Source organism: Nonomuraea indica, assembly GCF_002850745.1.
In the GTDB taxonomy this organism is placed as follows: domain Bacteria; phylum Actinomycetota; class Actinomycetes; order Streptosporangiales; family Streptosporangiaceae; genus Nonomuraea; species Nonomuraea indica.
Map to the genome: position 1 here is coordinate 475,995 of NZ_KZ559466.1, position 11,884 is coordinate 487,878.

Sequence of the window (11,884 nt, forward strand, 5' to 3'; positions counted from 1 at the left end):
GCCCCCTAGCTCAGCTCGTCGCGCACGTAGGCGCGCCACAGTGCCGTCAACGTCGTGACCGGGAGCCCCAGCGCGGACAGCGCCCGGTCGGCGCCCACGGCGCGAGCCTCACGGTAGAGCCTCACCAGCCTCGTCTCCCCCGTCCGCGCGGCGATGAACCGGCACGCGAGCCACGCCTCCTGGTAGGCGGCGGCGAGCCGGTGGGCGCCCGGCGCGAACGCGGCCGGGCCGGGCAGCTCGCGCGGCGCCCGGCCGGAGCGCACCTCGGCGGCCAGCTCGGCGGCGGCCACCCGGACGGGCAGGCCGGCGTCGCGGTAGGCGACGTAGTCGGCGAAGCCCTCGTACAGCCAGACGGGCAGCCCGCCGGTGCCCGCGGCGACGTGGGTGAGCTCGTGGGCGAGGACCACGTCGCGGCCGGTGGGGGTGAGCCGGTCGAACCCGCCGGGCACCACGATCACCCGGTCGTCGTCGGCCACGGCCGCCAGGCCGTCGAGCGGGCCCGTGCCGGCCAGCCGGGCCGCCTCGGCCGCGGAGGCGGGCACGAGCACGACGGGGCGGACCGTGCGGCGCAGGACGGCCCCGACGCGCGCGGCGGCGACGTCGGCCCGCCGCGCCAGCTCCCGCAGCGCCGCCGCGCCGGTGGCGGGCGGCTGGTGGGCGAGGATGAGCGAACGGGCGCCGCGCACGAGGCGGGTCTCGCCGGGCCACGGCGGCGGGGGCTCGGGCAGGACTCCGGGCGGGGCGTCGCCGCCGGCCAGCGCGAGCGGCAGCAGGCACGCCAGCGCGGTGCGACGGTTCACCTGCACGGACACGTTCCCCGATGGTAGCCGCCCCGCCCGGCGCGACCACCGGCGCGACCACCGGCGCGACCACCGGCGCGACCACCGGCGCGACCACCGGCGCGACCGCCGGCGCGACCGCCGACCCGGCCGCCGACCCGGCCGATCCAGTCGGCCAGGCCGATCCAGTCGACCCGGCCGATCCAGTCGACCCGGCCGATCCAGTCGACCCGGCCGATCCGGCCGATCCGGCCGCCGCTCCGGGTCAGGTGGCGCAGCGAGCCGCCGGGCGCACGAAGACCCCGCCCCAGCCTCCGGGTGGAGGCCTCGGACGGGGTCTTCGTGACGGCTACGCGCCGGGACGTACCGCGCCCACGAACGACGCCTTGCGCCATCCGCTGAGCTTCTCGACGCGCACGGTCAGGCCGGTACGCGGCGAGTGGATCATCTTGCCCTTGCCGACGTACATGCCGACGTGGCCGAACCCGCGGAAGAACAGCAGGTCACCAGGCTTGAGGCGGCTGAACGAGACCTTCTTCCTGATGCCCGCGTACTGGGCGTTCGTCACGCGGGGGATGCGCACCCCGGCCTTCTTCCAGGCGTACTGGACGAGGCCGGAGCAGTCGAACGAACCAGGGCCGGTGCCGCCGAAGCGGTAGGGGTCACCGATCTGGTCCCTGGCCACTTCGACGGCCGTGCGGGCCTTCGCCGCCTGGCGGGCGGCTCGGGACTTCGTGGCCGTCCTCTTCTTCGCCGACGTGGCGGACATGACCGCGGTCGTCGGGGAAGCGGTGACCGTCGTGCCGGCTGTCACGCCGGCCGTGGTGGTGCTCGCCGTCGCCGCCTGCGCCGCCGGGGCGTTGACGGCCAGACCTCCGGCCGTCACGGTCATGGTGAGCGCAGCGCCACTCAGGGCGATTCGGGACAGACGGGGGTTATGCGAGGAGGTAGACAGGATTTCTCCTTGGCTCTTCCACGAACGCCTACCGGGTTAGCTGACGGGTTCGGGCCTGGAAGTAGCCCTACGGCGCGGGATGCGCCGATTCACCCCTGATCCCTCGGGGAAAGGGATCGCTGGGTCCCCGGCTCCGTGCTCCTGGCTGCACGGACTCGGCAGGTCACCGCCGGAAAGGGGTTGATCGGGGGGCGGTGACCGCTGGACTTCTCTCTGGTGCGGCGCCATGGCGTGACGCCGCGTCGCCAGAAGTTACGCGCCAGGTCACGTTTCGGCAAAGGCCCGGTCAAGTTGTAAAGATCGGATAAGGCCCTCAGTAAGGTGACAAATCGCTGCTCGACACGATGATCCGTTACGTAAATGTGACAGTACTCACACTTGACGGAACACCGGCCTGTCAGGGCCCGATCGCCACATCCGCACCAGCGTCATCCGGAGCCCGCGCGACCCGAGGGCTCACGGGCAGGAGACCGCTCAGGGGCGGATGGCGCCCTGGATGTTGCGGCCGTACGCGGAGAGCTTGACGACCTTGACCACGTCGCCCGTCTGCGGCGCGTGCACGATCTGCCCGTTGCCCGCGTAGATGCTGACGTGCCCGAGCCCCTCGCTGAAGATGAGGTCGCCCGGCTGCAGGTCCTGCGGGTAGTCCACCTTGCGGCTCGCTCCCCAGGCCCACTGCTGCCAGGTGGTGCGCGGCAGCGACACTCCGGCCGCCCGCCAGGCCGCCTGGGTCAGACCCGAGCAGTCCCAGCCGCCCGGCCCGGTGCCGCCGAACACGTACGGCTTGCCGATCTGCGCGTAGGCGAACCTGAGGACCGCCGCTGCGTTGCCGGAGGCGGCGCCCGTGTACCTGACGCCCGTGCTGTTGGGGTTGCCGACCTTGTAGGCGCCCAGCCGGTCCAGCAGCTTCTTCTGCTGGGCGATGAGCTTGAGCACCTCGGCGCGTTCCTTCTGGACGGCGTCGCGCTCCTCGTCGGCCACCGCCAGCGCCTTCTCGGCCTTCTCGCGCTGGTCCTTCAGACCCCGGTTCTCGCGGTCGAAGGCGGCCAGCTTCGCGGCGCGCTCCTGCGCGAGCTGCCCGGCCAGCGCCACGTTGTTGAGCAGGGTGGCCGGGTCGCCGTTGCTGATCAGCGCCGGCAGGGAGGTGACGTCGGCGCCCATCTTGTACGTGTCGACCGCCATGTTCACCAGCTCCTCGCGCAGGTCGGCCACCGTGGCCAGCTTGCGCTTGTAGGTCGCGTCGAGCTTGGTGTACGTGGACTGGGCCTTCTTCAGGTCCTCCGTCGCCGTGTTGTACCGGTCGACGACCTTGTCGGCCTTGTCGTTGAGCTTGGCGAGCCTGGCCTTCGCCTGAGGGATCGTGGGTTTCGGCTCGGCATGTGCTCCGCCCGTCGGGATCAGCAGCAGTCCGACGGTGATCCCCGCGGCCACCGGCACCCGGCCTAACCTCACAGTGTCGCCTCCCAGGAGCAGTTCTGGGGCGAATAGTACTGAAGTGACGGGTGAGATCTCACCTAAACGTCAGATTCGTAATCTATGCGCGGCCAAGCCGGCGCAGCAGCAAGCCAGACGGAACGGGTCTGGCTCCCATCCGGCGCACCGACTCGGCGACCTCCCGGTCGGAGGAGACCACGGCGATGGCCCGGCCCGGGGGCTCGGCGCGGACGAGCTGGCGGATCAGGTCGTCGGCGATCTCGCCGGGCGCGCTGAACAGCACCCGCACGCCGCGCGGCGCCACCACCTGGACGGGCGCGTTGAGCTCGGCGCCGTCGAAGACCACGGTCACCTCGACCCGGGTCTGCGCGACCAGCCCGCCGAGCCCGGTCATCAGGCGGTTGCGCTGGTCGGCCAGGGTCAGCGTGCCGTAGCCGGACTTGGTGACGTTGTAGCCGTCGATGATGAGGTGCACCTGCGGCAGCGCGAGAAGCTGGTCGAGGAGCTGCGGGTCGTCGTCGGCCAGCGCGCGGGCGGGCACGCCGCGCACACCGGGCCGCTCCCCGGTGACGGCCGCGACCGAGTCGGCCGGCCTGCTGATCATCGTCGGCAGGGCCAGCTCCCTGCGCAGCCCGGCGGAGGCGTCCTGGAGGGCGTCGAGCAGCACCCTGATCCGGGCGTCCTCGATGCTGCGGCCCTCGCGGGCGGCCCGGCGCGAGGCTTCCAGCTGCTTCTCGACGTCGGCCAGGCGCTCGCGCAGGCGGCGCAGCTCGGCCTCGCCGGCGCTGCCCGCGGCCGAGGCCGCCGTGCGGGCCTCCTCGGCGGCGGCCTCCATCTCCTCGGCCCGCCGCACGGCGGCCTTGGAGCGCTCGCGGGCCTCGTGGAGCCGTCGGCGCAGGTCGGAGTTCTCGGCGCGGGCGGCCTTGAGCTGCTCACGCAGCCGGTCGGCCTCCTCCTTGGCCGCGCTCTTCTGGGCGGCGAGCTGCTCGCGCAGCCGGGAGACGACCTCCTCGCGCTCCGACCCCTCGGCCGCGGCGGCGGTCTGCTGCAGGTCGGCGCGGGCCGCCTCGACCATCTCGGCCCAGCCGGGCGGTCGGGTGAGGTAGGCGGCGGCGGCCACCAGCACCGGGTCGGCGGCGGGCGGGACATGCCCGTCGGCGAGCGAGGCGACCAGCTCCGGCCAGCCCGCGGCGACCGACTCGGCGACCGCCTCACGGAACTTCTTGTCGTTCTCCAGCTGGGCGGCGATGGGGGTGCCGCCCAGCTTGGCGCGCTTGCGCGGGTCGAACTTGGCGATGCCGCGCAACGGCGGGGGCACCGCGGCAGCGGGCATCGAACCGAGAACCTGGGCCGCCAGGTCGACCACGTTGAGCCGCACCTGCTCGGGAAGCGGGCGAGACAGGCCTTCACCCGCTGAGCTCATCCCACTGTCCCTTCGTGACATGCCCTTTCAGACAAGGGTACGGCTGCCGCGTACCTGACCGTAACCGTACGATCGGCATGAGCAAGCGTTAGTTCGAGATGAACGGCGGGTGCGCGGGGACGGAACGGGCCCTGACGGCGCCGCCTGATCACCCGCCGGCGTCGTGGACCAGCAGCGCGATCTGCACCCGGTTGTTCAGCGCGAGCTTGGTGAGGATGCGCGAGACGTGCGCCTTGACGGTCGCCACGCTCATGTACAGCTCGCGGCCGATCTCGGCGTTGCTCCGGCCCTGGCCGATGGCGAGGGCCACCTCCCGCTCGCGCTCGCTGAGCCCGTCGAGCAGCTCGCGGGCCCGGTCGGCACGGGTCCGCTGAGCGCCGGAGACGTGCGAGATGAGCTGCCGGGTCACGGCGGGCGACAGGATCGGCTCCCCGGCCGCCACCTTCCTGATCGCCTCCACCAGCTCACGCGGCGGGATGTCCTTCAGCAGGAAGCCCGCGGCGCCGGCCCGCAGCGCGCGCAGCACCTGCGCGTCGGCGTGGAACGTGGTCAGCACGACGACCTCCGGCGGCTCCTTGGCGGCGCGCAGCGCCTCGGTCGCGGTCAGGCCGTCGACGTCGGGCATGCGGATGTCCATCAGCACCACGTCGGGCCGGTGCTCGGCCACCATCGCCGGGACCTGCGACCCGTCACCCGCCTCCCCGACGATGTGGATGTCGCCCGCCCCGCCGAGGATCATCGACAGCCCGGCCCGGACGAGCGCGTCGTCGTCCACGATGAGTACCCTGATCGTCATGGCGACCACGGTAACCACGCCCGTAACCAGAAGTCGCCGTCGGACCGGGGCCCGTAGCCGAAGGTGCCACCCGCAAGCTCGACCCGCTCGGTGAGCCCGATCAGCCCGGCGCCGGCACCCGGGATGCGCCGGCCGTGGTGGGCCCAGCGGGGGTTTCGCACCTCGACCGTCAGTCCCTCGCCCGGGCCGCCCGACACCGTCACCGTGACGGGCGCGTCCGGCGCGTGCTTGCGCGCGTTGGTGAGCGCCTCCTGCACGACGCGGTAGGCCGTGCGGCCGAGCCCTCGCGGCACGCCGCCCTCGGCGGGCGTCCCGCCCTCCAGCCGCGTCGTGTACGACACCTTCATGCCGGCCTGGCGGCACTCCTCGACCAGCGCGCGCAGGTCGGCCAGCGTCGGCTGGGGCGGGTCGGGCACCGGCCCGTCGTCACCGGCCGAGGAGGAGTGGCGCAGCACACCGATCACCTCGCGCAGATCCTGGAGCGCCAGGTGGGCGTTGTCCCGGATGGCGCCCGCGGCCCTGGCGATGTCCTCGGCGGGGGCGTCCGGCCGGAACTCCAGCGCGCCGGCGTGCAGGCTGAGCATGGAGATGCGGTGGGCCAGCACGTCGTGCATCTCCCGGGCGATCCGCTCCCGTTCCAGCCGTTTGGCGTCCTCGGCGGCGATGACGGCACGCTGCCTGAGCGACCAGACGAGCTGACGCCTGGCCCGCACCACGATGCCCCAGGCGAACACCGTCGCCACGATCGCCACCCCGAGCACGAACATGCCGCCGGCGCCCAGGTCCGGGTCGGGCCTGAGCACGCCGTACGGCACGAGGGTGACGAGGTTGACCGCAGCGACCGGCCCGGAGATCTTGAACGGCCGGTGCACCGCCACCGTGAACAGGCCGACGACCGACGCCCCGCCGGCCATCTCCAGGTAGGACGCCATCGCCGTGCTGACGAGCGCCAGCGCCACCGGCCACCTGCGGCGCAGCCACACCGCCGCGCACGACAGCACCCCGGTGACCTGCTCGGTCAGCACCAGCCCGCGGGGCTCGCCGTCCAGCTCGGTCGCGGTGAGCAGGGCCAGCAGGCACGCCGTGAGGAACATGGCGATGTCGACGATCCAGTCACGGGTCGAGCGCCGCACCGGCCGCCCGTCGGCGCCGTCGCCGAGCAGCACCGAGGGCAGGGCCCAGCGGTACTCGGGGACGTGCTCGCGCCGCTCGCTCACGGATCACGAGCGTACGACCTCCCACGACACGGCGACAGCAGACCAAAGTCGATGCGCCGCGAGACCGACGGCCGACGCGGGCGGACCGGCGCGGACGCGAGGCTGCCGGTATGCAAGGGGATACACGCACATCGGGCCGGGCGCCCCGCGATGCGCCGATCGCGCTGCGCCCGCCGCGCCACCGGGCCGACCCGCGGGCCGTCCACTGGTGGACCGTCCAGGGACTGCTCCTCGCCGCGCCGCTCGCGGGGGCCGCGGCGGCGGCGTACTGGGCGTTCACCGACCGTCCCGGCTGGCTCGGCGCGCTGGTGGGCGTGGCCGGCGCGGGCCTGCTGCTGGCGGCGCTGGCCGGCCCGCGCCTCGGCTACCGGGTGGAGCGCTGGGAGGTCACCGACGAGGCCGTCTACACGCGCAAGGGCCGGCTGACCCACACCTGGAGGGTGGCGCCGATGTCGCGCGTCCAGACCGTCGACACGGCGCGCGGGCCCCTCCAGCGGATGTTCGGCCTGGCCGACGTGACCGTCACGACCGCCTCCGCCGCGGGCGCCCTCAGGATCGAGGGGCTGGACCACGAGCTGGCCGCCGAGCTGGCCGCCCGCCTGACCATGCTGACCCAGGCCACGCCCGGTGATGCCACGTGAGCTGGCGGTCGTTGTCGGCACGCGGCCTGTGGGCGTCGTCGGTCCACTCGCTGGCCGCCGCGGTGCCTGTGGGGGTCGTCGTCGCGCGGGTGCTGTCCGGGCTCGGATGGCGGCCGGCGGGTGTCGTGCCGGCGGGCGTGGGGGCCGCGCTGCTCACCGTGGCCGCCGTGCTGGTCCACGAGGCGCTGCGGCTGCGCGCCACCCGCTGGCGGCTCACCGGGGACCGGCTCGAACTGCGCAGCGGGATCGCCGTACGGCAGCACCGGTCGGTGCCGCGCGACCGGGTGCGCAGCGTGGACCTGCGGGCCGACCCCGTGCGGCGGGTGCTGGGCCTGACCGTCGTCAGGGTCGGCACCGGCGAGCACGCAGGCGGGCAGACCGAGCTGACCCTCGACCCGCTCACCCGGCGCGACGGCGAGGAGCTGCGCCGCGCCCTGCTGCCCCTGGTCCCGGACGCGGCCGGCAACGGGCACGGCGACGGGGTGCTGGCCGAGCTGCGCTGGTCGTGGATCAGGTACGCGCCGCTGTCGGTGTGGGCGTTCACCGGCGGCGCCCTGGTGCTCGGCGCGCTGTACAAGCCGCTGGACGCGCTCGGGGTGGAGGCGTTCTCCGAGGAGACGCTGCGGGCGGTGTGGCAGTGGGTGAGCGGGCGGCCGTGGGTGACGGTGCCGCTCGTCGTGGCGGGCAACGTGGCGGTCGGGGTGCTCGGTGCGGGGCTGCTGTTCGCCGAGTCGTGGGCCCGCTACCGGCTGGCGCGCGAGCCGGGCCGGCTGCGGCTGAGCAGGGGGTTGCTGACCAGCCGCTCGCTGACGCTGGAGGAGCGACGGCTGCGCGGCGTGGAGATCCGCGAACCGCTGCTGCTGCGGCTCGGCGGCGGGGCGCGGGTCACGGCGGTGGCGACCGGGCTCGGCAAGGCGGAGGAGGGCGAGACGGAGGACGTCGCGGCCCTCACACCGCCGCTCCCCCACGCCGAGGCGGCCCGGCTCGCCGCCCGCATCGCCGCCCTGACTCCGACCACCGTGACTCCTGCCGCCCCGGCTCGCGCCGCAGTGACTCCCACCGCAGTGACTCCCACCGCAGTGACTCCCACCGCAGTGACTCCCACCGCAGTGACTCCCACCGCAGTGACTCCCACCGCAGTGACTCCCACTGCCCCGGCTCCTGCCATCCCGACTGGCACCGCGCCGACTTCCACCACCCTGGCTCCTGGAGTCCTGGCGCCGGCCGTGCCGCTGGGGGCATCCGGGGAGTCCCGGCCTGAGGCGCCCGGCGGCGCGGGCGGCGGCGCCTGGGCGGCGGTGCCCGAGCCGGTCGGTCACCCTCGGGCAGCGCGGCGCAGGCGCCTGGTCCGGGCCGTGGCCGCGGTGGCGGCGCTGGCCGCGGCCTGCGGGGGCTGGGTGCTCTGGGCGGGACGTCAGGGGTGGGACGCGTGGGCGGGCGGCTGGGTCTGGCTCGTCCCGGCGCTCGCGCTGCCCGCCGCCCTGTGGCTCGCCGTGGACTCCTACCGCGGTCTCGGGCACGCCCTGGGCAGGCGGCATCTGGTGACCCGGCACGGCTCGGTGACGCGCCGCACGGTCGTGCTCGACCGCGCCGGCATCGTCGGCTGGACGATCACGCAGTCGTACGTCCAGCGCCGGGCCGGCCTGCTGACGGTCACCGCGACGACGGCCGCGGGCGCCGGGCACTACGACGTGCCGGACGTGGACCACGACGACGGCCTGCGCCTCGCGGCCCGCGCCGTGCCGGGGCTGCTGGAGCCGTTCCTCGTCCGCGCGGCCGACGGCGACCGGCCGGGCAGGTGAACCGTCGCCCGACCGGTCATCCGGACCGCGCTCAGCCGCCGGCCGGCTCCTTGGCCAGCTCGGCGAAGTAGGCCCGCGCCACGGCCAGCGCGCCGTCGCGCGCCTCCTTCTCGGGCATGAGGCGCACCTTGGGCGAGTCGGCCGGCTCGCCCTTCGGCCGTTCGGCGCCGGAGTAGTCGACGCTCACCACGACGGCGCCCCGGCGCATGACCACGGAGGCGCTGCCGTTGTGCACGTCCATGCGCCGGTACTTGATGTAGCGGGCGTACGCGGCCTCGCCCAGGCCCTTGAGGTCGGTCACCTCGCCCCAGGTGATGCCGCCCTGCGTGCCGCCCTCCATGCTCCTGGCGCCGCCCCGCTCCTTCGCGAAGTAGCCCCTGGCGGCGCCCACGTCCGGCGCGCCCGCGCGGTTGGCGAACCGGTGCGTGGTGATCAGCACGCTGCGGATCCTCGTGACGTCGTCACCGGCGGGCACGTCCAGGTTGAGCCAGCGGCACTCGGTCTGCGCGTCGCCGCCCGACCCGCCGGCGCGCGCCCTCGGCGTGGGACGGGGCACCAGGCGGGTCGCCACCGGTTCGACGGCCTTGCAGGCGGGCGGGAAGGCGACGACCTGCGGGGAGGCGGTCGCCTGGGGGGTCGGCGAGCTGGTGACCTGCCCGCGGGGCTTGGCCAGCACCCCGGGGTGCTGCGCCTTCCAGGCGGTGACGCCCTTGGCCACCTCGCCGACCAGGGCGGTCGCCTCGCGGATGGCGTTGTCCTCGCTGATGGACTGGGTGGTCTTGTTCGTCAGGACGGCCGCGTCCTTGCGCTGCTGGGACGCCTGATACCTGATCTCGATCGTCATGTCGCCGACGCGGGCGTGCGCCTCGCCGTACGAGTACCACAGGACGGTGCCCGAGCGCCGCCAGACGTACTGGGCGAAGGCGCCGTCGCCCACCCCCGAGATGTCCTTGACGGGTGAGACGTACTCCTTCTCGTCGGGCTCGGGGGTGGGCTTGGACGTCGCGCCGAACTTGGCGGAGCCGTAGTCGATCTCATGAGAGTTCTGCGCCATGGCCCGGCCGGTCTTCGCGCCCTGGCCCTTGTGCTGACGGACCTTGACGTCGATCTCGCGGCTGCGCCAGTAGTCACCGAACGAGATCTGGCGGTTCGTCCAGTTGCAGTCGAAGTTGACGGTGTATTCGGTCTCCCGGGACGTGCCGGCCACGGTCGCGTCGGGCACCAGCCGGTCGGTGGTCGCGTCGGAGAGCATCGCGCACACGTCGGGCCCCTGCACCGCGGAGGCGGGGACGGAGGAGGGCGGCTTGGCGGCGGTGCCCGTCCTGCCGGACTCGCCGGCGGGCGTCCTGCCGTACACGAGGTAGGCGCCGGCGGCGCCGGCGAGCGCGAGGACGACGGCGACCGCCGCCACGGGCAGCACCCAGCCGCGCCGCTCGCGGGGGCCGGACGGCGTGCCCGGCGCCGGGGGGCCGGGCGGCATGGCGGCCGGGATGGTGGGCGACTGGCCGAAGGGTCCCGCCGGGGGCTGCGTGGAGCCGGGGTGGTGCGGGCCCGAGCCCGGCGGACGCTGCGGAGCCGGGCCTGCGGGCTGCTGCGGCCAGGACCCCGGATGCTGCTGCGGCCCGGGCCCTTGGGGGTACTGCGGACCGGGCCCCTGCGGGTGCTGCGGACCGGAGCCCTGGGGACCCTGCGGGCCGGGGCCCTGCGGGTGCTGCGGGCCGGGGCCCTGGGGATTCTGCGGGCCGACGTGCGGGGGTCGGTGCGGGGTGGGGTGCTGCGGGTGCTGGTCAGGGGGTTGCCGCGGGCCGCCCGGCGGGTGCTGCGGGCCCTGGCCGGGGGGCCCGTGGAGGCCGGGGCCCGGTGGCGGGGTGGCCGGCCAGGCGGGCGACGGCGGGTACTGCCTGCCGGGCTCCGGCCCGGGCGGGTGCGGCGGCTCGTACTCGCTACCGGGATTCACGAGGGACTCCTGCTCTTCGCCATGACGTGCGAGTGCACATGGTAGTGAACACGCCCGACAGGCACGTGCCGGCCGGCGTTCCCGTCCCGTCCCGGCGGCCCGACGGCCCGCTCACCGCCCGCTCACTGCCCGATCGCCGCCGACACGAGCCGGGCGGCGTCGACGGCCGTGGCGCGTCCCGCGCCGGCCTCGTCCACCGGCACGTCCGTGTGGTGCAGCACCACCTCGCCCAGAAGGTTGCTCAGCCGGAAGAGCACCACGTTGTCCGCCTGCCCCACCTCGGTGGAGCTCGTCGCGAGCCGGAAGGTGACCTGCGCGAACGCCTTCTCGCCGACCCCCTGCACATCGTGCACCGGGCCGGTGACGGTGCCGAGCACCTTGCCCTGCGCCCCCGACCGGGCGACGCGCTCGCCGGCGAACCTCCTCTCGGCCATGGCCGCCCCGCCGAGGTCGCCGTTGGGCCGCTCGGCCCTGACCCCTACGACGATCCGGCGGCTGCGGTGCGGCTCGTCGGCGAGCTTCCACTCGCACGTGCCCGGCATGGGCACCACGCGGCGGACCCGGCCGTCGAGCAGCTCGGCCGCCTGGGCGTCGCTGAGCAGCCGGCACGGGTCGGGCGCCGTGACGAACCTGCCCGGGTCGGGCCCGCCCCGCAGGGCGGCGACGCCGTACCAGCCGCCGGCTCCCACCAGGACGGCGGCGGCGACCGCCACGGGGGCGAGCCACCGGCGGCGACGGCGGCCCGGCTCGGCGACGGCGGCCAGCCGCTCGCGCACGGAGGCGGCCGGCGGTCGCTCCGCCGGGTCCTTCGCCAGCATCGCCATGATCAGATCACCGAGGACCCGGCCCGCCCTCTCCGGGTACGGCGGGGGGGGGCGCC

Annotated in this window: 11 protein-coding genes and 1 riboswitch; of the genes, 3 read left to right on the top strand and 8 right to left on the bottom strand. The window is 74.8% G+C overall.

Annotated features, from left to right (window positions below):
• Window positions 1-5: 5 nt before the first annotated feature.
• The 6 genes from CXR44_RS02220 to CXR44_RS02245 form a co-directional block, all read right to left on the bottom strand.
• Window positions 6-812: a gluzincin family metallopeptidase gene (locus tag CXR44_RS02220; RefSeq protein ID WP_144069830.1), complete on the bottom strand. Its 807-nt coding sequence runs from the start codon at window positions 810-812 to the stop codon at window positions 6-8.
• A 316-nt stretch (window positions 813-1,128) separates the two neighbouring features.
• Window positions 1,129-1,671, bottom strand: a complete 543-nt coding sequence (locus CXR44_RS02225) for a C40 family peptidase (RefSeq protein WP_101783124.1) — start codon at window positions 1,669-1,671, stop codon at window positions 1,129-1,131.
• 73 nt (window positions 1,672-1,744) lie between these two features.
• A riboswitch (cyclic di-AMP (ydaO/yuaA leader) is annotated at window positions 1,745-1,905 on the bottom strand.
• A 303-nt stretch (window positions 1,906-2,208) separates the two neighbouring features.
• Window positions 2,209-3,186 (bottom strand): C40 family peptidase, encoded by a 978-nt coding sequence (locus CXR44_RS02230; RefSeq protein WP_245898758.1) that lies wholly within the window; start codon window positions 3,184-3,186, stop codon window positions 2,209-2,211.
• Between the two features lie 82 nt (window positions 3,187-3,268).
• Complete coding sequence (locus CXR44_RS02235; protein WP_101783126.1) at window positions 3,269-4,591, bottom strand: NYN domain-containing protein; 1,323 nt, start codon at window positions 4,589-4,591, stop codon at window positions 3,269-3,271.
• Between the two features lie 148 nt (window positions 4,592-4,739).
• Window positions 4,740-5,387, bottom strand: coding sequence for a response regulator (locus CXR44_RS02240; RefSeq protein WP_101783489.1), 648 nt, complete (start codon window positions 5,385-5,387; stop codon window positions 4,740-4,742).
• Entirely contained in the window at window positions 5,384-6,604 is a 1,221-nt protein-coding gene (locus CXR44_RS02245) for a sensor histidine kinase (RefSeq protein WP_101783127.1), read from the bottom strand. The genes CXR44_RS02240 and CXR44_RS02245 overlap by 4 nt, the downstream gene beginning before the upstream one ends.
• A 110-nt stretch (window positions 6,605-6,714) precedes the next feature.
• On the opposite strand from CXR44_RS02245, the gene CXR44_RS02250 reads away from it, so the two are divergent.
• The gene (locus CXR44_RS02250) at window positions 6,715-7,245 is read left to right on the top strand and encodes a PH domain-containing protein (protein WP_101783128.1); all 531 of its coding nucleotides are present in this window, start codon (window positions 6,715-6,717) and stop codon (window positions 7,243-7,245) included.
• The gene (locus CXR44_RS41520; RefSeq protein ID WP_101783129.1) at window positions 7,242-9,047 is read left to right on the top strand and encodes a PH domain-containing protein; all 1,806 of its coding nucleotides are present in this window, start codon (window positions 7,242-7,244) and stop codon (window positions 9,045-9,047) included. The genes CXR44_RS02250 and CXR44_RS41520 overlap by 4 nt, the downstream gene beginning before the upstream one ends.
• A gap of 31 nt (window positions 9,048-9,078) precedes the next feature.
• Here the strand turns inward: CXR44_RS41520 and CXR44_RS02260 are convergent, their stop codons facing one another.
• Window positions 9,079-10,527, bottom strand: coding sequence for a hypothetical protein (locus CXR44_RS02260; RefSeq protein ID WP_101783130.1), 1,449 nt, complete (start codon window positions 10,525-10,527; stop codon window positions 9,079-9,081).
• Between the two features lie 60 nt (window positions 10,528-10,587).
• Here CXR44_RS02260 and CXR44_RS41525 point away from each other — a divergent pair, with 60 nt between their 5' ends.
• Window positions 10,588-11,049: a hypothetical protein gene (locus CXR44_RS41525; protein WP_144069831.1), complete on the top strand. Its 462-nt coding sequence runs from the start codon at window positions 10,588-10,590 to the stop codon at window positions 11,047-11,049.
• Window positions 11,050-11,126: 77 nt separating this feature from the next.
• Here CXR44_RS41525 and CXR44_RS02270 read toward each other — a convergent pair.
• A partial coding sequence (locus tag CXR44_RS02270; RefSeq protein ID WP_483870008.1) for a serine/threonine-protein kinase occupies window positions 11,127-11,884 on the bottom strand: 758 nt, incomplete at its 5' end.